The 23,364-nt window shown below is 54.8% G+C and carries 17 protein-coding genes; 15 read left to right on the top strand and 2 right to left on the bottom strand.

The window, feature by feature from the left end; all coding sequences use genetic code 11:
* Positions 1–186: 186 nt before the first annotated feature.
* From MKY64_RS16395 to MKY64_RS16375, 5 genes are all read left to right on the top strand, one after another.
* Entirely contained in the window at positions 187–1,146 is a 960-nt protein-coding gene (locus MKY64_RS16395; protein WP_339313524.1) for a nucleoside hydrolase, read from the top strand.
* 141 nt (positions 1,147–1,287) lie between these two features.
* The gene (locus MKY64_RS16390) at positions 1,288–2,538 is read left to right on the top strand and encodes a stalk domain-containing protein (RefSeq protein ID WP_340958098.1); all 1,251 of its coding nucleotides are present in this window, start codon (positions 1,288–1,290) and stop codon (positions 2,536–2,538) included.
* A 171-nt stretch (positions 2,539–2,709) separates the two neighbouring features.
* A complete protein-coding gene (locus tag MKY64_RS16385) occupies positions 2,710–3,663 on the top strand; it encodes a radical SAM protein (protein ID WP_340954309.1) in 954 nt (317 codons plus the stop codon).
* A 79-nt stretch (positions 3,664–3,742) separates the two neighbouring features.
* Positions 3,743–4,768, top strand: coding sequence for a bile acid:sodium symporter family protein (locus tag MKY64_RS16380; protein ID WP_340954307.1), 1,026 nt, complete (start codon positions 3,743–3,745; stop codon positions 4,766–4,768).
* A gap of 267 nt (positions 4,769–5,035) precedes the next feature.
* Complete coding sequence (locus tag MKY64_RS16375) at positions 5,036–7,066, top strand: methyl-accepting chemotaxis protein (protein ID WP_340954304.1); 2,031 nt, start codon at positions 5,036–5,038, stop codon at positions 7,064–7,066.
* Positions 7,067–7,200: 134 nt separating this feature from the next.
* Here MKY64_RS16375 and MKY64_RS16370 read toward each other — a convergent pair whose 3' ends face one another.
* Positions 7,201–7,794 carry an ankyrin repeat domain-containing protein gene (locus MKY64_RS16370; protein ID WP_036725358.1) on the bottom strand — a complete coding sequence of 198 codons (594 nt, stop codon included), beginning with the start codon at positions 7,792–7,794 and terminating at the stop codon, positions 7,201–7,203.
* A gap of 363 nt (positions 7,795–8,157) precedes the next feature.
* Here MKY64_RS16370 and MKY64_RS16365 point away from each other — a divergent pair, with 363 nt between their 5' ends.
* The 10 genes from MKY64_RS16365 (at position 8,158) to ltrA (ending at position 21,807) form a co-directional block, all read left to right on the top strand.
* Entirely contained in the window at positions 8,158–8,433 is a 276-nt protein-coding gene (locus tag MKY64_RS16365) for a CD3324 family protein (RefSeq protein WP_036725355.1), read from the top strand.
* Between the two features lie 504 nt (positions 8,434–8,937).
* On the top strand, positions 8,938–9,927 hold the full coding sequence (locus MKY64_RS16360) for a phosphotransferase enzyme family protein (protein WP_339255237.1): 990 nt from the start codon (positions 8,938–8,940) through the stop codon (positions 9,925–9,927).
* A gap of 129 nt (positions 9,928–10,056) precedes the next feature.
* The gene (locus tag MKY64_RS16355; RefSeq protein ID WP_339255239.1) at positions 10,057–11,358 is read left to right on the top strand and encodes an ABC transporter substrate-binding protein; all 1,302 of its coding nucleotides are present in this window, start codon (positions 10,057–10,059) and stop codon (positions 11,356–11,358) included.
* An 88-nt stretch (positions 11,359–11,446) separates the two neighbouring features.
* Positions 11,447–12,340: a carbohydrate ABC transporter permease gene (locus MKY64_RS16350; protein ID WP_339255241.1), complete on the top strand. Its 894-nt coding sequence runs from the start codon at positions 11,447–11,449 to the stop codon at positions 12,338–12,340.
* Positions 12,341–13,174: a carbohydrate ABC transporter permease gene (locus tag MKY64_RS16345; RefSeq protein WP_036725349.1), complete on the top strand. Its 834-nt coding sequence runs from the start codon at positions 12,341–12,343 to the stop codon at positions 13,172–13,174.
* A 22-nt stretch (positions 13,175–13,196) separates the two neighbouring features.
* On the top strand, positions 13,197–14,975 hold the full coding sequence (locus MKY64_RS16340; protein ID WP_340954299.1) for a family 43 glycosylhydrolase: 1,779 nt from the start codon (positions 13,197–13,199) through the stop codon (positions 14,973–14,975).
* A gap of 44 nt (positions 14,976–15,019) precedes the next feature.
* Positions 15,020–16,333 (top strand): ABC transporter substrate-binding protein, encoded by a 1,314-nt coding sequence (locus tag MKY64_RS16335; protein ID WP_340954296.1) that lies wholly within the window; start codon positions 15,020–15,022, stop codon positions 16,331–16,333.
* Between the two features lie 27 nt (positions 16,334–16,360).
* Complete coding sequence (locus MKY64_RS16330) at positions 16,361–18,172, top strand: cache domain-containing sensor histidine kinase (RefSeq protein ID WP_340954293.1); 1,812 nt, start codon at positions 16,361–16,363, stop codon at positions 18,170–18,172.
* The gene (locus tag MKY64_RS16325; RefSeq protein ID WP_340954291.1) at positions 18,165–19,811 is read left to right on the top strand and encodes a response regulator; all 1,647 of its coding nucleotides are present in this window, start codon (positions 18,165–18,167) and stop codon (positions 19,809–19,811) included. The genes MKY64_RS16330 and MKY64_RS16325 overlap by 8 nt, the downstream gene beginning before the upstream one ends.
* 697 nt (positions 19,812–20,508) lie before the next feature.
* Positions 20,509–21,807 carry a group II intron reverse transcriptase/maturase gene (ltrA, locus tag MKY64_RS16320; RefSeq protein ID WP_340950427.1) on the top strand — a complete coding sequence of 433 codons (1,299 nt, stop codon included), beginning with the start codon at positions 20,509–20,511 and terminating at the stop codon, positions 21,805–21,807.
* Between the two features lie 253 nt (positions 21,808–22,060).
* Here the strand turns inward: ltrA and MKY64_RS16315 are convergent, their stop codons facing one another.
* Complete coding sequence (locus MKY64_RS16315; RefSeq protein WP_340954289.1) at positions 22,061–23,341, bottom strand: histidine--tRNA ligase; 1,281 nt, start codon at positions 23,339–23,341, stop codon at positions 22,061–22,063.
* Between the last annotated feature and the right edge of the window lie 23 nt (positions 23,342–23,364).

Raw genomic sequence — 23,364 nt, 5'->3', positions numbered from 1 at the left:
AAATCTGGGGATGGGCAGCGCCGGAAGTCCAAATGTTCACCGCAGTGACGATAAGCTTCAAGTTCAACTCTTAAGTGCGTCTCATATACTAGGCTCCCTTATTGAGCAGATCGCAGACCCGTGATAAGATGGGCAGTGCAGTACGGCTGAATGAGTAAGTATAAACAGAGAGTGGGAGAGATAGAGATGAGCAGCAGCAATACGACCCGGATAATTATAGATTGTGACACAGGAATAGACGACGCACTGGCCATATTGTATGCGCTCCGGGCGCCGGGGGTAGTGGTTGAGGGGATTACGACAGTGTTCGGCAACATCGATGTGCAGCAGGCGGCGGATAACACGCTGCGGCTGCTTGAGCTTGCGGCTCCGGGCTATGAAATCCCGGTAGCGCTCGGAGCTTCCCGGGCGCTGGTACGCGAGCTGACCGGCTTCTCCACCCATGTTCACGGGGAGAACGGCATTGGCGGCGTTCAGCTGCCGCCCTCCCGGCAGGTGCCGGTTCAAGAGACGGCAGCAGAGTTCATTGCGCGGATGGCGGATACGAATCCGGGAGAACTGGTCCTGGTGACGCTCGGACGGCTGACGAACCTGTCGCTGGCACTGGATCTGGACCCGCAGCTGACCTCCAAGCTGAAGAAGGTAGTGGTTATGGGCGGTACGGTATATAAGCCGGGCAACGTCACACCGGTGGCCGAGGCCAATCTGTGGGGCGACCCGGAAGCGGCTGACCGAGTATTCACTTCAGGGCTGCCTGTAATGATGATCGGGCTGGATGTGACTCTGCAGACGCGGATCACTTCAGAGCATGTGGAACTGCTGAAACGGCATGGTCGGGAAGAGAATAAGGCGGTCATCGAGTTTATGGAAGAGTCGCTTGCGTATTATTTTAAATTTTACCGCGAGGCGAACTATCTGATTAACAGCGCTCCGCTGCATGATCCGCTGGCCCTGATGGCTGCCTTGCAGCCGGATCTTGTAACCTGCCGCCGGATGAAGGTCCGTGTAGAGCATCAGGGGGCGTTCACCTCGGGTATGGTCGTAGCAGACTTGCGGGCACAGCCCAAAGAAGGCGAATTCATCGAAGTGGCTGTAGAGGTGGATGCTGAACGGGCTGTTGGTGTCTTTTTGAGCGTGTTCATATAGGTATTAAGGGAACCCCGGACGGGTGAATCTGCAATGGTTACAATCTCTTCATTTGCTATATTTATCTAGTTTGCTAGAATAGTAGGGGATGTAAGGTTGAGAGATTCACAATCTATCTTAGAGAATGGGGAACTAACTTATATGAAGCATTTGGCCAAAATAGTATTATGCGCAGCGATCTCACTCGGCAGCCTCTCGGCGCTTCCGGCAAGTGCGGTCCATGCGGCACCTGCGGGTGTCAGTATCATGCTGGACGGTTATCCGCTGCCGTTCCCGGTGGAGCCGGTGATGATGAACGGAACGACCATGGTGCCCTTCCGCGCCATCTCGGAAGCCCTGGGGATTCAGGTCGAATGGAATCAGAAGGCCCGCAAAATTACGGCCACCCGGAAGGACGCAACTGGCACCGCTCCAACCGTAGTGGTCCTGACCCTCGGGAGCAAAAATGCCGTGGTGAACGGAACAGTGGTGAAGCTGGAGGTCGCACCGCAGGACATTCGCGGAACCACGATGCTGCCGCTTAAGTTCTTCAGCCAGCAGTTCGGGGCGGTGACCTCCTGGAATCAGGCGTCCAAGACCGTATCCATAACTTCCCCGAAGCGGGATATGTATACCTTGGGCTTCTACGCACAGAAGGCCTACAGTGAGGTCTCGCTTATTCCAAGCTTCGATGCGGTTGCCTTTGGCTGGGCAAGGATCGACAAGGACGGCCAGTTCACAACCACCGGTAAGGATTTCTGGTGGCCGGAGGCTGCAGGTGATGTAACGCCGGAATCGATTGTGCAGAATGCGGCAGCGGGAGGGACCGCTCCCTACCTGATGGTCTATTCCAGTGACTCGTCACTGGAGCTGAGCAAGAATCTGGAGGACGCGCAGCTCCAGCAGCAGACGATCGCCAGTATTGTCGATTTGGCCACGCAGAAGGGCTTCAAGGGCATTGGACTGGATCTGGAAGGGCTGGGACTGACGGGGGATAAGGCGCTGGTGCAGAGCCAATATAACGCTTTTGTCAAAAATCTCTCCACAGCAGCCCGCGCCGCCAGCCTCAAGCTGACCGTCATTCTGCATCCGCTGAACAGCTCTTACAAGGGGTATGATTACAAGACGCTAGGGACACTTGCCGACGATTTGGTTATCATGGCTTACGCCTATGAAGGGGAGACCGGGCCGGAGCCGATGAATAAGGTCGATGAGAGCATCCGGCTGGCGCTTGATCAGGTCAGCAAGGAGAAGCTGATTCTCGGGATATCGGTCTACAGTGAGAACGAAGCCTCCGTCAATGCCAAGATCGGCCTGGCTAAGCGGTACGGCCTTAAGGGGATTGCGATCTGGCGTCTGGGGATCATCGGCCAGCCGGTGCTGAACCAGATGGGAGAAGCTATCGAGCTGTAGCAGGTACATCTATCTTAATGAAGACTGCTGTATGGTGAGCCTATAACCGTAGAGCAGTCTTTTTGCAAAGATCAAATATCAAATGTCACATTAACCTCACGGGCTTACCTGTATAATTCTATAGTTGACCTTAGAACAGATGGATTGAACAACCAAGGAGGACTATAGAAGATGAGCACGAAATATAAAGCACTGGAACTGGATAAGCCGATGACTTATGAGCTGGAAGGGCTGGAAGTCGGCGTGACCTCGAACTGCAATTTCCGCTGTGATTACTGCTGCGCTTACAATAGAAATGACGGCCAGACCCTTGACGGTAAGGAGGTCATCCGCATTCTGGAGGAGCTGCCTAATCTGAAGCGTGTCCGGCTCTCGGGCGGCGAGGTTACGCTGAAATTCCAGGATTGTGTGGAGATTGTGGCGTACTGCTCTTCGCGCGGCATTCAGACCCAGCTCAACTCGAACGGCAGTCTGCTGAATGAGGAGCGGATCGGGCAACTGGTGGACGCAGGTCTGACGACGATTCATATTTCTTTTAATTTCACCACGGCTGAAGGCTTCTCGCGGTATTATAATATTCATCCGAGTGTCTATCACAAAATCAGAGAGAACATCACTATGTTCGCCAAAACCAATGTCAATGTGGTGCTGGAGACACTTCTGTTCAATGAGACGCAGGATCATATGCAGGAGATCAGCGAGCATGTCTATTCTATGGGCGTAAGAACGCATGAAATTCAGAACAGCATCATTATGGATCACACCGGCTGGAAGGCGATTGCCGCCCGTGAGCAGCTAAAGAACGCTGTCCAGGAGCTGATCGACCGCAAGCCGGAGGACACGACGCTCTACTTCACTTGTATGGACCGGTTCATGGAGGCGATGGGCTTCGAGGAGCAGCCGGGCGTTTACTTCCCGCATTGTATCGAAGGGATGAAGCAGCTTCATCTGCATGGCAACGGCGACATTCTGATCTCCGAGCTGTGCCATCCGGTCATTATCGGCAATATCTATAACGGAACATCACTGAAGGACTTGTACAGCAATATGCCGGCCCCGCTGTCGGACTATCTGGAGAAACGGCCTTGCCCGGCGCTGGACGCCTTGTTCCCGCAAGGGGTATAGTTCCCTTACCGGACCTTACAGCAGAGACAGTCAGTGCAGCAGAGTATAATGGCATAGTTCACACAGGGGGTTGAAATACATGCTTGGTGCAGTAAGACGCGGATTAGTATCTTCCAATACAGTGCTGGAGCGGATCATGCCGCTGCTTACACCCGCAGCCATCGTGGTTGGCGTGCTGAATGAGGCGTCGCTGCTTCCGTTAACGTGGCTGGTGCCCTGGATCTTCGCCGGGATGACGCTGATCGGCAGCCTGAAGTCAAGCTTCCGGGATCTGTTCACCGTGCTTGCCAAGCCGCAGAAGCTGCTCATCCTGCTCATTATTCTGCATATCGTCATGCCGCTGATCGGCTGGCTGGCAGCGATGCTGTTTTTTCCAGGCGATCCTTATACGGTTACCGGTTATGTGCTGCTCTTCGCCATTCCGACCGGAGTGGTCAGTGTAGTCTGGGTATCGATGCATGGCGGGAATATCGCTCTGACTCTGGCGCTGATCCTGATCGATACGCTGCTGTCGCCATTGATTGTACCAGCTACGCTGTATCTCCTGATGGGGGCAAGCGTGCAGATGGACGCCGGCGAGATGATGCGGGGCCTGCTCTGGATGGTCGTCCTGCCTTCCGTAGCGGGGATGCTGCTGAATCAATTCACTAAAGGCAAGATCAGCACGGTCTGCGGGCCTCCGCTGGCCCCGTTTGTCAAGGTGGGCTTGTTCACCGTGGTCTCCATTAATGGGGCCAGCATTGCCCGGTATCTGAAGCATCCGGACGGCCAGCTTGCTCTGATCATTGCCGTAACCTTCGTTACTGTTGCCCTCGGCTATGTTATTGGAGCCGTAGTCTCGCGCCGCCTGCACTATGATCATGCGAATGCTGTAGCCGTTCAGTTCAACTCCGGTATGCGCAATCTCAGTGCGGGAGCGGTGCTGGCGGTGCGGTATTTTCCGCCGGCAGTGGCCCTGCCTGTAATCTCCGGGATGCTGTTCCAGCAGATTCTGGCTGCCTGCTCCGGCATGTTCCTCCGCAGCAGGGCCAGACGCCTGCAGCAGGCCCGTTCGGCAGCAGTGCTGCCGGGTGCCTCAGCTTCGCCGGACAGCCCGGGCATGTAGTAGAATACCAACTTCATAGGCGGAATGCGAACCCGCTTTTCCTTACTTATCCGCTGAGTGCGGTTGTTAAGGAGGGCGGTTTTTTTACTATGTAAGAAAATAGATATATTATGTTATCATTCGACAAAAATCGATATTTTTTCTGAAAATACAACATTCCATTATTCATTACGTTCGAGGAAAATCCGATAATTATTGTAATAAAGCAATCTTTTTGGTTGTTTAAAGGCTAAGGAAAGACAACGGGGCGGAAGGAAGTAGAAGAAGATGAAGATTCGTATGAAGCTATCGGTTATGATGATTGTCGTTACACTGATTTCTACAGCATTAATGGGGATTTTTACGTACACCAAATCCACAGGCACCATCATGAACCTGACCGAATCTTCCATGGCGCAGGTAGGCACGGATAAGGCACAGACCATCGGCGCAATGATCGACAAGGAGAAGCGGAACATACAGCTGGTTGCGGGGGAGAGTGAGATCACCGAGCTGCTGCTTCAGGCTGCAAATGGCGGCTCAGTGGAGGAAGCGCTACACGACCAGATCAATGTCAAGCTTCAGGGCCAGGTGAAGGATGCGGGCAACCTGGAACATATGTTTGTAGTTGATCTGAAGGGAACGGCGGTGGCGGATAGCGATACCAAGCTGGTAGGCGCCAATTTCAGCGATAGAAATTATACGAAGAATGTCTTGAAGACCGGGATGCCTGTCATTAGCGAGACGCTGAAATCCAAGTCAACAGGGGCATATATTGTGGCTTTTGTCCATCCGGTGATGAGTGGTGAGAAGATGATCGGGTTCGTAGCTTCGGCGGTCAGGGCGGACAGTCTGGTGACCTATCTGGCCGATGCCAAGGTGGCGGGTGCGCCTTCCTCTTACGCCTATCTGGTGGATGAAACGGGGAATACGCTCTATCATCCCGACGGGAAGAAGATAGGTTCCCAGGTGGAGAACGAATCCATCAAAGCCGTGGTCGAGCGGGTGAAGGCGGGGGAGAGCGTTGCCGATGGCATTGTGGAATATACCTTCAACGGGGCCAAGAAAAAAGCGGCCTATACCGTGCTCCCCGAGACGAAGTGGACCCTGGTGCTGACCGGAGATGTGGAAGAGGTGCTGCAGCCGGTTAGCGAAATGACGAACTTCATTATGCTGCTCGGCCTGGGAAGCCTACTGCTCACTCTGCTGATCGGGACTACAGTGGCTACCCGGATCTCCTCGCCGATCATCAAGCTCACGGAGCTGGTGAACCGCACGGCAGAGCTGGATCTCAAATATGATAACCAATATGAATATTTGACTAAAAATAAAGATGAGACAGGAACCATCGCCAAGGCTATGTTCCGTACCCGTGCGGCGCTGCGTGAGATGGCGGGCAGTCTGATTGCGATCTCCACCAAGGTACTGGACAATGCCGAGACGCTGGAGAAGCTGTCGAACGAGGTCAGAGAGAATGCGCATGACAATTCAGCCACGACAGAGGAGCTGTCCGCAGGGATGGAGGAGACGGCGGCTTCTACCGAGGAGATGACGGCGGCTATCCACGAGACCCTGAATAATGTCAGAATGATCAGCGATAAGGTAAAAGAAGGCTCCGGAGTATCGGGCCAGATTACGCAGCGGGCCCTGGAGCTTCAGCATGATGCAGTGACATCCACCGAGAATGCGAAGCAGATCTACAGCTCGGTCCGCAGTGAGATGCAGAAGGCGATCGAAGAGTCGGGAGCCATTCACGAGATCAACGTATTGGCCGATACGATTCTCTCCATTACAAGCCAGACCAACCTTCTGGCCCTGAATGCAGCGATTGAAGCCGCACGGGCAGGCGAGGCGGGCCGGGGCTTCGCCGTGGTGGCCGGGGAGATCCGCAAGCTGGCAGAGAAGTCCTCCGAGACAGCGTCAGGCATTCAAGAGGTGGTCAAAAATGTCTATGCCTCCGTGGAGCAGATGACCCGGCATTCCGAGGCCGTGCTGAGCTTCATCGACCGCAATGTGCTGGGCGATTATGAGCGCCTGACCGAGGTCAGCCAGCAGTACAATGATGATGCTTCCACAATTAACGGGCTGATGAACCAGTTCGAGGAAGCGGCCGATCACCTGAACGAGACCGTCTCCAGCATCGCCATCGCTGTCAATGAGGTGGCGGCCACGGTGAACGAGGGGGCCATCGGGGTGCAGGATATCGCCGAGAAGACGGCGGATATTGTGGAGAAGACCTTCCATGAAGCCACAATGGCCGATGAGAATACGCAGAGTGCTAAGGAGATGCAACAACTGGTAGAGAAATTCAAAATCTAAACTCGTTTCAGCAGATCTTTACCTGGGCTTCATCTGTTTTTAAGCTTCGCGGGGTATAGTACTCACATACCCCCCTTTAATATAACTTTTGGCCCCGCCGGACGCTGGCGGGGTCCCTTTTTTATTCCAGCTGTTTAAAAGCGGCTTGCCGTCTCCAGCATAGCGGCCATTTCTGTATAGCCCTGCGACTGGGCATGCGCCAGCGGTGTGACACCCTCGCGGTCGGCGATGGCTGGATCGGCTCCGTGCGTCAGCAGCAGCTTGACGATTGTCTGATGCCGCTCCCCGCCGTCGCCGAGGATGACGGCCTCCAGCAGCGCGGTCCACCCCAGATTGTTGATATGGTCGATGTCGACATCCGAATGCTCCAGCAGATACTTGACGACCTCGACATGCCCTCGATCTGCGGCGGGGATCAGCGCAGTCCCGCCATAGCGGTTGGTCAGCGTCGTATCCGCTCCCGCCTCAACCGCCATTTTCACAATGTTCAGATATCCGGATGCTCCGGCATATAGCAGCACATTATTAAGCATACTGTCGCGAATGTTGATATCGGCACCTTGGGCAATAAGCGCTTCGACCGTCCCGGCATGGTTGCCATAGGCCGCGGCGACCACCGCCGTTCGGCCGCTTTCGTCCTGCGCCTGAATATCCGCTCCGGCCTCCAGCAGCCGCAACACCTCAGCGGTATCCCCGCGCTCCGCCGCTGCGATTAATTGTTTATTCATGATTATGACCTCATCTCCCCTGCCGCCTCATCTAGGATACTAAGAATGGCAATTGGTTCTACCTTATTTATTGGTATTATGGACAAATCTATGATGAAATGTCAAAAGCCGCGGGTAAACAACATTTGCGCAAAAGCCGGGGTGTCCGGTATGCTATATGTAAGTAATATACTGGGAGGAGGAAACTTCATGAGCAGATTAATGCTCAGCTCTGCGCAGAGTCTATGGACCACACAGCGGTTAATGTGCAGAGCGGTTAGCAATACTCCGCTGTAACGATTCACCAGTTCCTCTGTGAACACCTGTCCGATAGACTCTGCTGCCTTGATAAGTTGAAACAACTTAAAAGGAGCGGAGCAAGTAATGAAATATGTAAATGCAGATGTGGTATTGCCGCAGCAGCTGCTGCAGGAGATTCAGAAATACATGCAGGGCGGGATGCTGTATATCCCGAAGCCTGAGGGACAGCACAAGCGGTGGGGTGAGAATTCAGGCGGCAGATCCTACTTAAGCGCCCGGAACCAGTCCATTCGTGAGCATTATGCCAGCGGATTGAGCGTAACTGAGCTGGCGGAGCAATTCTGCCTGTCAGCCGACAGCATCAAGAAGATTGTGTATGGAAGCAAGCAGAGAAAGTAGAGATCTAAGGCCGCGTGACGCAGCCATTTCTGCTTGTGAGATTCAACCACGAGCTGGCTTCGACTGCACTATATACACTAGATTCGTTCAAAACCTCCCGAAAAATAGCATCTGCTGCACTCTGTACAGTAGAATTTTGCGCAGGCGGCCTTTTGGAGCATATATGCAGAAATCTGGTGTATGAAATACAGCAGAATGAGTTTTTGGACCCATTCAATCATAATCTATTGTAGAAAATACAATCGCAGCGTCCACGCACACGTGCTAACACACAAGCGCCAACTCACGAGCATCCACACACAAGCGCCCATACACAACCGCTCACGCCTAGCACTCAACCTGATCCACCCGTAACAAATAGGCTGTCCCAAGAAGTCGCGTTATGACTCTTGGAGCAGCCTCTTTGTTTTGTGCAAAAGTCAGGTTATACCTGTCTATTATCTATGTCCGCCGCCTCCGCCAACTCTATAATGAATGCAGACATCCATATGAGGGGGCAGGAAGATGAAATTAGAAACAGCAGCAAGGGATATAGTACTGCGGGCGCTTAAGGCATATGAGTTGGATTGGACAAAAGTTGAATATATTAAGCAGTCCGACAGTATCACGTTCAAGGTAGAGACGGAAACTGCGGGCAAGCTGCTGCTGCGGATACATGGCGAACGGTGCAGCCGGGAGGAGATTCTGTCGGAGCTGGAATGGCTCAGCCATCTCAGCGGGGCAGCGGAGCTGGTTGTCCCTGTGGGGCTGCGCGATTCAAGCGGCAGTTATATTCTTGAGACTGGCAATGAAGATGGCGGTGAAGAGCAGCAGCTGAGCTATGTTACCCTGATGCGCTGGGTCGAAGGGGAGCATTCAGCGGGCAATCTGACAGATGAGCAGCTCCACGCTGTAGGCGTGATGCTGGCCGGGATGCATGAAGCGGGCGAAAAGTTTGTACCATCGGCGGAGTTCACCCGTCCGGCTTGGGGAGCGGACAGCTTTCGCAAGCATTGGAATAAGCTGGAGAAGCATCTTTCGGCTCTGGTGCCGGAACCGGGGTGGAAGCTCTATCAGGCTGCCGCCGCCAGAATCCCGGGTGAACTCGAGGCCATGACGCCAGACCCCGGCAGCTATGGCCTGATCCATGGTGACCTGCACTTTGGGAATGTGGTGTTCGCTGACGGCCAGCCCCGAGCGATTGATTTCGGCCTCTGCGGCTACGGCTTCTACCTGTATGATCTGGCCGCCGCTCTGCTGGAGCTGTCCACGGAGCAACGCAGGAGCCTAATTCGAGGCTACAGCAGTGTCCGTGCGCTGGAGCCGGATTATGAACGGAAGCTGGAATGCTTCTTTGTCAAGATCATGATCGGGAATTACAGCCATCATATTACCAATCCGGATGAGCACCCCGGCTTGCGCGAAGAACAGCCGTATGCGCTGGCCTATCTAAAGGAATATCTGGCGGACTCCCGTTTTCTGTTCAAGGGAATCGAACCTGTGCAAGTGGAATGAAGCTGTGCAATCTGTAAATATGTCCACTGATCCTAGCCTGAGGACATTTATTGCGCTCCCCCGCAGCGGTAACATATAGACATCAAAGAGCAGTCAGCTTTGAATTACCGGTCAAAGGGGAGTATACAGATGAAGCGATCCATGCAAAAGGGAGCATCACTTTTACTGATGGGTATGATGCTGGCACTGGTTGTAACCGCTTGCGGCGGCAACAATGCGAAGAATAACGGCGCGAACAGCGGAGGGGCCACACAGGGCGCGGACGGAGGCGGCAGCAGCGGCAAAAAGACAGAGCTGTTGTTCTGGTCACCCTTCTCCGGCTCGGACGGCCCGTTCATGAAGAAAATCGTTGATAAATACAACAGCTCCCAGGATAAGTATAAAGTGAATTTCGTGATCCAGCCGAATGGCGAATATTACAAACAGCTTGATGTAGCGCTCAGTACCGGCAAGGAACAGCCGGACCTGATGATTATGCATGTCGATCAGGTGCCGACGTACCAGAGCAAGGAGCAACTTCAGCCTGTGGATGAGCTGGCGGCCGCGGCCGGGATCAACCCGGCTGATTTTGCCGAAGCTCCGGTGAAATATGCCACGATCGACAATAAGCTGTATACGATCCCGCTGGACATTCATCCGGTCGTTATGTATTACAACAAGGATCTGTTCGAGAAGGCGGGCATCACTGCGCCTCCAGCGAACCGTGCCGAATTCGATGCCGCTGTGCTGAAGCTGACGGACAAATCCAAGGGGGTCTATGGATACGTGGTGCCGACCCTCTGGCCGCAGCAGTTCATCTTCCCGTCCCTCGTCTGGCAGAATGGCGGGGAGCTCTGGAACGGAACGGATGTAGCCTACAATTCACCTGAAGCGGTTGAGATGGTACAGTGGCTGCGCGATATGGTAGACAAGGGAGTCTCCCCGGCCAATGTTCAGCAGGATGGTGAGAATACCCTGTTCCTGCAGGGCAAAAACGCCATTCAGTTCAACGGGCCGTGGATGAAATCCCAGTTCGATGAAGCCGGGCTTAATTATGGCGTCGCCGTCATGCCGCAGATCGGCAAGGCGAAGCAGGCGATTTATGCAGGCTCGCATGGCTTCGTCGTTCCCAAGTCCGTGACAGACAGCACGAAGCTGGCCGGTATCGGCGATTTCCTGAAATATGTCTCCGGCAACTCGCTGGACTGGGCGGAATCCGGGCAGGCGGTAGCTTCCAAGACCGTGATGGACAGCGCCGAATTCAAGGCTATGGAGTTCCAGAGTACGGTATCCCAGAGCTTCTCCTCCGTACAGTTCGCACCGAATGTGCTGAATTGGGGAACGATTATCGAGCCGGTATGGGGAGAGCTGAGCAGTGCCCTTCTTGGCAAAAAATCACCGCAGCAGGCGATGGATGATGCTGTAGCCAAATCCCGTCAGGCGATGAAATAGAGGTCCGTGGAGCGGATCATTCGGTTGGCATGGCGGGGAGCGGGAGCTTCCCGCTTTTCCTTATCCTTATGCTAAGGAGGAATCACTTTTGAAAACCCTATGGACTTCACGCTTGACCTCATTTCTGTTCGTGCTGCCCTATCTGGCTGCCTTCGGGCTGTTTCTGCTCTTCCCGATTCTGTATGGCTTTGTCATCAGCCTGCAGGACTTCGAGCTGCTGTCTGCCGCCCACCCCTTTGTGGGGCTGCGCAATTACATGACCATTTTCACTCCGGGGACCTATGAGAACAGTATTTTCTTCCGCGGACTGTGGACCACCCTCCAGTTTGTCCTGTATTCGGTTCCGCTGCTGATCATTACCGGGCTGGGGATCGCGATGCTGGTCAATGCGCTGCCGGCGAAGCTCCGGGGCCTGTTCCGCACCTTCTATTTCCTTCCCTACGCGCTGTCAGCTTCCGTGATGGCTGTCATCTGGCTGATGATGTTCGATACGAATGCCGGGTTCATTAACAGTCTGCTGCAAAAGATGGGCCTGACCGGCATTCCGTGGCTGACCGCTACGCCATGGGCCTGGATTGCGCTGGTGCTTACGACACTCTGGTGGACAATCGGCTTCAATATGATTATTTTTGTCAATGCGCTCAATGAGGTGCCTGAGGACTATTATGAGGCGGCTTCCATGGACGGGGCGAATGCCTGGAAGCGTTTCGTGTCAATTACCTTGCCCTCCATCCGGCCGGTCATGCTGTTCGTAATGATCACATCAACCATTGCCTCCTTCAATATTTACGCCCAGCCGTTCCTGCTGACGCGCGGGGGGCCGGGAGATACCACCCGGGTGCTGCTGATCAATGTGCTGGACCAGGCGTTCGTGCGCAAGGATATCGGTTCGGCTTCGGCGATGGCGATTCTGATGGCGCTGCTGATCATGCTGGTGTCTATCGTACAGTTCCGTCTTACGAACCGGAAGGAGAAGGTATAGATGGGAAAAGCCAAAAAAACAGGCCTGCTGCTGCTGGCCATCCTGATTGCGCTGTTCGTGTTGCTGCCGCTGGTCTGGATGCTGTCGACGGCGTTCAAAAATGATTTTGAAGCCCTCTCCGGGCGGATGAACTTCCTGCCGAAGAAACCGACGCTTGATAATTTCGTCCAGGGGCTGAGCGGGGAGCTGATGAATACCCCGATTCTGCGCTGGATTGTCAATTCCCTGTCGGTGGGGATTGCAGGCACAGCGATCGTGCTGCTGATCGATTCCATGGCGGCGTTTGCCCTGGCCCGTCTGCCGGATCTGCCGCTGCGCCGCACGCTGCTGGCGATGTTCATTGCTTCGCTGATGATTCCAGGCGTACTGACTTTTCTGCCGATGTACATCGAATTCAATACACTCGGTCTGATCAATACCTATCAGGCGCTGATCCTCCCGGCTACCGCCGGGGCATTCGGGGTATTCCTGCTGTATCAGTTCTTTGTCTCCTTCCCGAAGGAGATCGAGGAAGCAGCCCGGATCGACGGGGTGAACAAATGGAATCTGTATCGGAGAATTCTGCTGCCTTCAGCGGTGTCGATCATGACGACACTGGGGATTTTCACTTTTATGGGGATTTATAATGATTTTGTCTGGCCGCTGTACGCGACCACCTCTCCGGAGATGCGGACGATCACCGCAGGGATTGCCATGATGGCCACAGGCAGCTATACCCAGAGCTATGGTAAATTAATGGCCATGACCACCATCGCGGCGCTGCCGGTGCTGATCCTGTTCATTGCCGGCCAGAAGTCGTTCGTTAGGGCGATTACCAGCTCGGGAGTGAAATAGCGGAAGACGGGGAGGGAAGCAGATGAGCATGAAACCTGATACACAGCAGAAGGCATGGGCAGGCAAAAATTCACGTACAATAATCTACTCCCTTGCGGCGCTTCTGTTCTTTATACTCGCAGGAGGTGCATACTTGTTGCTGAAGCCCAATAACGGCGTTAAGGATGAAGTTTATAAGGGGCATGGGGGAACATTCAAGAATACGCTGGCCGAGATCGATACGCCTGATCCGAGTGTGATCTACAAGGATGGATATTATTATATGACCTTCACCCATAATGGAACGGATATTATGGTGATGAAGTCGCTCACCCTGGATTTCCGCCAGGCGGAGCGGAAGGTCGTATGGTACCCGCCGGCGGAGACAGCCTACTCGGCGAATCTCTGGGCCCCCGAGCTGCAGTATATCCGGGGAAGCTGGTATATCTATTTTGCTGCAGATGACGGACAGAACGAGAACCACCGGATGTATGTGCTGCAAGCGGACAGCGGTGATCCGCTGGGCAGCTATACCTTCAAGGGCCAGGTAACAGACAGCAGTAATAAATGGGCGATCGACGGGCTGGCGATGGAGGTGGACGGGGAGCTGTATTTCGTCTGGTCCGGCTGGGAAGGGGAGGCAAACGCTGCGCAGAATACCTATATTGCTCCGATGAGTGACCCGCTGACGATCAGCGGACCGCGGGTGCTGCTGAGCGAGCCGCTGCTTCCCTGGGAGCAGGCCGGAGGCCCGCCTTATATTAATGAGGGCCAGTCCGTCCTTCATCATAACGGCCGTGTCTTCATTGTATATTCCGGTGCAGGAAGCTGGACTAAGTACTACAGTCTGGGGTTGCTTGCGCTGAAGCCCGGGGGTAACCCGCTGGAGGCCTCAGACTGGATCAAGTCGCAAGAGCCCCTGCTGGCCATGGATGAAGCTGCCGGAGTCTACGGACCGGGGCATAATTCATTCACGGTCTCGCCGGACGGAAGCGAGCAGTGGATCGTCTATCATGCCACGACAGGGGCGGAGGACGGCTGGAATAACCGCAAGGCACGGGCCCAGCCGGTTAGCTGGGATGCTGACGGCCTGCCGGTCTTCGGCAAGCCGCTTCCGCTGAGTGAGGCCATCCCGGTTCCCGCAGGCATGGGCGTGTTCCAGGCGGAAGCGGCCCTGCGCAGCGGGAACAAGCTGGAATTCCCGTCCCTGCCGTCCACGGTGGACAGCATGCTCCCGCTGCTGGTGCATTATGTGAATCCGGGAGGAGAACCGGCCGGGGCGGCAGTCTCGGTGAATGGCGGGCCGGCGGCGGTGCTTCCATTGCCGCCATCCGGTGAGGGCCAGACCGGCTATGCTTATCTGAGCCTGCTGTTCACAGCCGGGAAGAATACAGTAGCCATAGAGCTGCCCGAGGGTGCTGTGACGGAGGTGAAAGCGATTGAAATTCCGCGATATGAAGGCGAGGCTCAAGCCATGGAGGGGAACGCGGCGGCAGAGGATAATCCCTATGCCTCGGGCGGGGCAGCGGCTGTCTTAAGCGGCAGCGGAGCTGCGCTGAAGTTCAGCCATCTTCAGGTCCCGCACAGCGGAACCTACACGGTTCTGGCGGCGGTGATGAATGCTTCGCCGGACGCGAAGCTGGAGCTGGCGGTGAACGGAGGTGCGAAGACGCTCTATTCCCCCCTCTCGCAGGAACGCAATATGCCTTCCCTTTGGCAGCTGGAGCTGAAATTACAGAGGGGGCCGAACGAGATCATTCTTTTTGACAGACAAGGCAGCTTCAGTATAGATTATATGGATATATGGCAGAAGAGTGAATGAGCAGGCAGATTCATAGACGGGAAGCAAGACGGGGGCTTACTCATATGAGAGATACTAGCTGCAAGACCGGATACAGACGCATTAAACTGAGTACGCTTTCAATTCTGCTGCTGGTATTGCCGCTGCTGGCCGGTTGTGGTGCAGAGAGGGAGGAGCCGCCGCAGGCACCTGTTGTCCAGCCGGTGATTCTCGAATACTGGACCCCGTTCAGCGGGGGAGACAATATCTTCATGACCGGGCTGGTGGAGCAGTTCAACAAGGAGCATCAGGATATCCGGGTCGATCAGATCAACTCCCGGCTGGATGATTACTATTCCCGGCTGCGGACAGCCATTCTGTCCGGCAATGCGCCGGATCTGGCGGTGATCCATGCCACCAATCTCCCGCAGTTCGTGCAGAACGGTTATATTGAATCGCTGGACGGTTTGGCTGCGGAGACGGGCCTGGACTGGGGCCAGTTCAGCACCAAAATTGCCGAATCCACCGTCTACGGAGGCGCTCATTATGCGGTGCCTCTGGATACGCATACCTTGGTGCTCTACTATAACAAGAAATATTTAAGAGCGGCCGGGCTGCTGGACACAGCGGATAAACCGGTGATCGGCCGGGGAGAGCAAGGCTTTACCGCTTTTCTGCAAAAGCTGAAGCAGTCCGTTCCGCCCGGTGTCGCACCGCTGGCTCTGCCCAGCACACGGATTGATTCCGTGTGGTTATGGTGGAGCCTGTACAATCAGATCGAGGGCGGCGGTGTCTTTTACAATCCGGACGGCACACAGGCGGTCTTCAATAACAAGGCATCGCTGCAGGCACTGGAGTTCGTCAACAGTCTGTACCAGCGGGAGCTGGTTCCGCCAGGGATCAATGATGCCTTCAAGCTGTTCTATGACGGGGAGGCGGCGGTGCTGATTACCGGGGTATGGGGCACGGGCGCTTTTGAGAAGGCTGAGAAGCTGGAGCTAGGGGTTGTGCCGGTTCCGGTCATTTATGATCATCCGGCCGTCTGGGGAGATTCGCATACGCTGGCGATTCCGGCCCAAAGTGAGATGAGTACGGAGAAACGGAAGGCGGCGATGGCTTTTGCCCGTTGGGCCGTTGAGCACGGGGTGATGTGGGCGGAGGCGGGCCATGTCCCGAGCTCCCGGAAGGTCGTGGAGAGCGGGGCGTATTCTGCGCTGAAATTCCGCAGTGACTATGCGAATACCGCCAACTCCGTAGTCTATTGGCCGCGGAATATGAAGCAGTGGAGTATTAATGAAGAGATCATCCGGCAGTTTGAGCGGATGATCTACAAGGAGCAAAGTCCGGCGCAGGCGCTGCAGCAGGCGGTGGACAGCATCAACCTTCAACTGAAGAAATGACTGTAAGGGAGCAAGGGGGGAATGCGGTTGAAATCCTTTCGCGGCTGGTTCAGGAACCTGGCGCTTGCGCGCAAGCTTATTCTTATCAATGTCGTGTTCATTGTGCTTCCGCTGGGACTGATGGGCTATTTCGCCTTTGCCCGTTTCACCGAAACGACGGAGCGCAAGGTAGGCGATTATCAGCTCCAGACGCTGAAGCAGCTTACCCTGAATATCGATACCTATATGAATGAGCTGAACCGGCTGACCGTGATGCCCTATCAATATCCCAAGGTGACCGATTATCTGGCCACGAAGCGAGCCCCCGGCGAACCCCTGACGCTGGATGAGATCAGCGGACTCAACAGCTTCGTCACCCAGGTGTTTCTGAACGGCCGGGTCGATATTCTGGGCGTATCCCTGTATGGTACGGGCGGAGCTTCCTATGTGGTCATGCCGGAGAGCCAGTATGTCACGACTTACAAGCTGGATGAGAATGTAAGCTGGCTGAATAAGTTCAAGGGGCATTATGGACAGCCAGTCTATGTGGCCACGCATGATTTAAGGTCCAGCGGCGGAAATGTATATCAGGCCTTCTCCATCGTAAGGGAGCTGCGCAGCTTCGATGACGGAGTCACGCTCGGGTACATTGTCATTGATGTGGACCCCAAGTTCATCCATGAGATTCTGTCGAAGGTAACGCTGGACCCCCAGGAGCTGCTGTACATTACGGATGATTCCGGCAACCTGGTTACCGGCAAGGATCACGGAATTCCGCAGGGAGTAGCGGATGGTTCCTTCGGCAGAACGGTCGAAGGGGTCAGCCATGTGAAGTCCGGGGGCGAAGGGCTGCTGGTCGCGCATGTCACCTCAGAAGTAACTGGCTGGACGACCGTGGGCGTTGTGCCGGTGTCCGGTCTGATGAAGGATACCGAGGTGCTGCGCACGTATCTTATTCTCATTGGCGTGATCTGTGTAGGCCTAGCCTTACTGCTGTATGTGTTCATCGCCTACCGGATCACCCAGCCGCTGCGCAAGCTGAGCCGGCTGATGCGCAGTGTTGAGCGCGGCGATCTGAGTCAGGCTTTTCCGGTGAGCGGAACGGATGAAGTGGGGCTGCTGGGCCATTCGTTTAACGGCATGATTGCCAAGCTCAGCGAGCTGGGTTATCTGCTCTATGAGACGGAAATCCGCGAGAAGGATGCGCAAATTGCCGCGCTGCAGAGCAAGATCAATCCGCATTTTCTGTATAATACACTGGGCTCAATCAGTATGTATGCCGAGCTTGAGGGCAGCCCGGAGATTATAACCATGTCTAACAACCTGAGTAAGCTGCTGCGTTACAGTCTGAGCGGGCGCAAGGAGCATGTGACGCTGCAGGATGAGTTGGACCATGTAAGCGGCTATATGGCCATCCAGCAGATGCGCTATGAGGAACGGATTCAATTCACGATGAATATTGAGCCCTCGCTGTTGGACTGCGAGGTCATTCCGCTGATGATCCAGCCGCTGGTCGAGAATGCGATTAATCATGCGCTGGACCAGGGGGTGGGCCGGGGCGTGATTACATTGACCGCAGGCAGCAGCAATCAGGTGCTTACCATTACAGTCGAGGATGACGGAATCGGTATGAATGCAGAAGCGCTGGAGGCACTCCGGCTGCATCTGCGAAATACGGAGGAGCTCGGCGGGCGCTCAGGCAACGGGCTGCTGAATGTCCACCGCCGGATCGTGCTGCATTACGGGGAGGAATACGGCCTCTCACTGGAGAGTATGCCGTATCAGGGCTTCAAGGCCGTGCTGAAGCTGCCGGTCATTCATCATCAGGGCATTGCAAGGGAGGATGACGGGGTTGCCTAAAATATTGATTGTTGACGATGAATCGGTCTTCCGCAAAGGACTGCGCAAAATGATCACCAGCCTGGATAGCAACTGGGAGGTGGTCGGTGAAGCCAGCGACGGCTATGATGCACTCGACAAGCTGGCCGAGCTGTCTCCAGAGGTGCTGCTCACCGATATCCGCATGCCGCGGATGGACGGTATCCAGCTGCAGCAATTGGCTGCGGGTCGCTTCAAGGATCTGATGACCATCGTGGTCAGCGGCTATGATGAATTCGCTTATGTACAGCAGTCCATGCGCCAGGGGGCGAAGGACTATCTGATGAAGCCGGTGGAACGCCAGGAGCTGGGCCGTGTGCTGGAGCGGCTGGGGCAGGAGCTGGCCGAGCGTCACAAGCAGTCTGCGCGAAGCGATCAGCCGTGGCAGGTGCAGCCTGTGCTGAAACGGCATGTGGCCGGTCATCTGGCGGACAGTCTGCTGAAAGGCAAGATAGCGGACAGCGACTTGCGGCTGCTGCGTGAGCTGGGCTTCGCCTTCGGTCATCCCTATTTCATCTGCATGGTCATCAAGCTGGATAAGCATTCCGTGGAGAAGGAGCGTTATCAGCGGGGAGATGCATCGTTGTTCCTCCTGTATATCCAGCAGGTCGTCCAGGAGATGATCGATCGTCAGGCCGTAGGGATAAGCTTCGTGCAGTCGGATACCGAGGTGGTTGCCCTGCTGAATACAGCAGACCCGCAGCATTCCCTGTCAGCGCCGGGAGCACTGGGGGACCTGATCCGCAGGCAGATCCGTTCCTTGTCCAATCTGACGGTGACGATCGGGGTCAGCAATCCGGCAGAAGGGCTGCCGGGAATCCCCAGAGCCTACAACGAGGCCGGAATTGCCCTCCTGTACCGGTTGATTGAAGGCGGTGACAAGCTGCTGGATTATGCCAAAATGAAGCAGCGCCCCAACGAAGGCAGCGGCCCCCTGAAGTGGTCCTGGGAGATCCTGGAGAAGTCGATTACCGGCGGAAGAGGAGCCGGCATCGGCCCGATTGTGGAACATATGATCGAAGAGCTGTGCAGCACAGCCGAATCACCCGAGAGCATTCACCAGCAAATCTGCAAGCTGCTGCTGTATTATTATGAATTGTCCGAGGAGCTTGGGGTTACCGAATCATGGCTGGGCTCGAAGGATATCCGCACCATTCTGTTCGAGGTGTGCAGCCTCTCTTCACGGCAGGAGCTTGCCGAGCAATGCCGTGGGCTGCTGCTCACCCTGACCGGCTGCATTGCCGAATCCAGAGAGATGAAGGATATCGATCCGGTCACTGTGGCCCAGCGCTACATTTCGCAGCATTATCATCATCCGCTGAGTCTCAAGGAGGTAGCCGACAAAGTATATTTGAACCCGGTGTATTTCAGCAACCTGTTCAAGCAGAAGACCGGCGTCACCTTTAGCGAATTTGTCACGCATATCCGCATGGAGGAGGCCCGCAGGAAGCTGGCCTTCACCGGGGAGAAGATCAGCAGAATCGCTGAGGAGACGGGCTTCGGCAACGTGCGCCACTTCAACCGTGTGTTCAAGAATTGCAGCGGTCTATCGCCCAAAGCGTACAGGGACAGCTCGCGCATGGTGCAGGCGGCTTCTATGGATCATAAGGACGGATCATAAGGACTGCTCGCAGCTTCTTTACTCTTTAACCCGTTTAACCATGGAGTTATACGAAATCCTGCACAGAATACAACAATGCGTGATCCAAAACGGCAATCTGGTGAAAATCCTGCACAAAAGACAACAATCGGTGCTCGCCAGGCGTCACTGCGGTGGGAATCCTGCATAAAGTGGAGCGACCGAGCCTAGGTTGAGTAACTTAGCAGGTGGAACCCCTGCTTGGAAAGGCGAAAGCCACGCCACCAATAGCGAGTCTTGGAGCGGCAAGGGTAACCCTGCCGTTTAAGCGTAGACAGTTAGGATGCAGGCCTGAAAGTGATGGAGCCTCGAAATGCAGCAAACGGGAAGGTCGACGGGCTCACTTTCCCGGAAGACAACATGACTCCAGCCGAAAAAAAAAAAAAAAGGCGAGGATGGAGGAGCTTCCCCGGGGTCGAAGAGCCAGGCATGTATACCCATGGTTACTCAGCAACTCGGGAGACCCTGACGCTCTTCTGCGAGAGAAGTACTATTTAGGAACCTTTGCAGGAGTATGGCAAACAAGCCGTAACACGTAAGAATGTCAAACGGCGTTCAGGGAGTCGGATTGCCGCATAAGACCTGTGAAACCCCTGTAATGGGGGCGGAGGAAAGGCAGGCGACACCCCATCAATCTTGGTAAGGACACATTGGCCACACACAGAGGTGGGAAAAAAAAATGGAAACGAAATTAACAAGAATAGCAGAAATGGCCAAAGCAGATCCGAAGTTACGGTTCAACTCCATCGGACATCTCATTGACACAGAAGCATTAAAGAGAAGTCACAAAGAGATGAAACCGGGAAAGGCAACCGGAGTCGATGGATCGACCAAAGAGACGTACGAAGCCAACGTGGAAGCGAATGTAACACACCTGGTGGACCGGTTAAAGCGAAGAAGCTACAGACCTCAGCCCGCGAGAAGAGTGTACATCCCAAAGGACGGGAAAAACATGCGGCCCCTAGGAATTCCTGCGTATGAAGACAAACTGGTGCAACATGCGCTGAAAAGAGTACTGGAAGCCATTTATGAACAAGACTTCATGGATTTCTCGTATGGATTTCGCCCGAACCGAAACATGCACAGTGCGCTGAAACATCTAAACCGGGTCATCGAGCAGGGAAAAACCAGCTATGTCGTCGATGCAGACATCTCCGGCTTCTTCAACCATGTAAATCACGAATGGCTGATGAAATTCCTCGAACTGCGAATCGGAGATCCAAACATCCACCGGCTGGTGAGACGGATGCTGAAAGCAGGTATTCAGGAGGATGGACACTTTGAACCGACGGAGGAAGGAACTCCCCAAGGTTCGGTGGTGTCGCCCCTGCTAGCCAACGTCTACCTGCACTATGTCCTTGACCTATGGTTTACCGTGACGGTGAGGAAGCAGTGCGGGGGGCAAGCCGAAATGGTGCGCTTCGCCGATGATTTTGTATGCTGCTTCCAGTACAAAGAAGATGCAGAACGCTTCTATACCGCACTTGTGCTCCGGCTGGAGAAATTCGGGTTAAGCATTGCGGAAGAGAAGACGAAAATCATCGCGTTCGGTCGTTTTGCGGAAGCAGAATCACGGAGGAAGGGCGAAGGGAAACCGAAAACATTCGATTTCCTAGGCTTCACGCACTACTGCGCCAAGAGCCGAAAAGGAACCTTCCGGGTAAAGCGTAAAACGAGTGGGAAGAAATTCAGACAGAAGGTCAGAGCCATGAAGAGCTGGGTCAGGTGGAATCGCCACATGAAGCAGGAGGATTTCCTAGGCGTCATCCGGTCCAAACTGTCGGGACACTACCGATACTATGGAATCACGGATAACTCGGAGAAAATAAAAACCTATTACATGCAAACGCTCGACTTGATCTATACATGGCTAAACCGCAGAAGTCAGCGCAGGAGTTTCACCTGGGAGAGGTTCTACGAAGTGCTAAACGAATTCAGGCTACCTAAGCCGCGGATCTACGTCAATATCTACGATTAAGGCCAATTGTGAACGATGGGGTGAAGAGCCGTATGCGTAAATTGCGCACGTACGGATCTGTGAGGGGTAGGGGCACAATCCACGAAGGAAAGGCCCCGCCTACTCGACCAACAATTTGCATTATTGGAGATAAGTCTGATAAAAATCCTGCTAAAAATGCAACAATATGTTGTCGCCACGCGTAATCTGAAACTGATCCTATACTGATAGCCAAACAGGCGAGGGGGAGATACTCCAATTTACTTAACAACCATTATTGCGAAGTCAAGCGAACAGCCTCCGCCGCTGTAACCAGCTGCTCGCTCCCCAGCTCCATATCCTTCAGCCGCAGCTTCTGCTCAGCGGCTTCGCTCTCTCCGACCATAATCACATAGCGGATGCCCTTGGCGCTGGCTGTGGCCAGCGTTTTTTTGAGCTTGCGCATGCCGGTGTCCACCGTGACCCGGATGCCTGCCGACCGCAGCGCAGCAGCAGCAACTAGCGCCTGCGGCATATACCCGCCGATCGGAACGATCAGGACACCGGAACGCTCCGCCGCTGCCTGCTCCCGGCGTTCGCCTAACAGGGCCATGATCGACTCCATGCCGAAGGAGATCCCCACGGTAGGGTATTCGATATCATCACGCCCCACGAGCTTGCCGATGATCGCGTCATATCTGCCCCCGCCGCTCAGGCTTGAGGGATAGCTGCCTGAAGCATCGAAGATTTCATAGACTGTCCCCGTGTAGAATGACAGCCCGCGTGACAGAAATGGATCAAAGACGCACATGTCCGCAAGTCCAACCGCATCAATCAGCTGCTGCAAGGCCTGCACTTCGAGCGTCCCCGGCAGCCCTTCAAGCTTATACCGCTCCACCAGTTCCTTGAATCCCGGGTTCTTCAGCTCCAGGAGCTCTGAGATCAGTGTAACCGTCTGAGCGGTTAGCTGCTTGTCCGTCAGCTCTGCCAACACCCCGCCGCTGCCGATCTTAGCCAGCTTGTCGAGGGTCAGCATCACCGAGAGCTGTTCCTCTGCCGGAACCCCGACCGCCCCGAGAATCTCACCCAGGAAGCGGCGGTTGTTCCACTTCAGCACAACCGGAATCGCAAGGCGGCGGAACGCCTCTGCGGCGAGCTGCATCAGCTCCGCTTCCGCCTGCGGGCCGGCAATACCGACGACATCGGCGTCACATTGCAGGAATTCGCGCAGGCGGCCTTTTTTGACCGGACCATCCCGGAACACCTTCCCGATCTCATATCGCCGGTAGGGGAATTCAATGCCCGGATTTAAGGCAATCACCTTGGCAAAAGGGATCGTCAGATCGTAACGCAGCCCCAGCCTGCGCCCGCCCTGATCGGCCAGCTGGTACATTTCGCGCAGAATCTCATCGCCCCCGGCGTATTTGGAGGTCAGCAGCTCCAGCTCATTCAGCAGGGTTGTATCCATCGATTCGAAGCCGTACAGCTCGAACAGCTCCTGCAGCGTAGTGCGCACCTTCTGGCGGATGGTCTGTTCCCGGCCGAAGTAATCGTAAGTTCCTTTAATATTTTGCATACAGCACAGCTCCTTTAAATGTG

The sequence above is a fragment of the Paenibacillus sp. FSL R7-0210 genome, from assembly GCF_038009085.1.
Taxonomy (GTDB): Bacteria; Bacillota; Bacilli; order Paenibacillales; family Paenibacillaceae; genus Paenibacillus_AQ; species Paenibacillus_AQ silagei.
The sequence above is the reverse complement of the archived record's forward strand: the minus strand, read 5'-3'. Positions and strand labels throughout refer to the sequence as shown.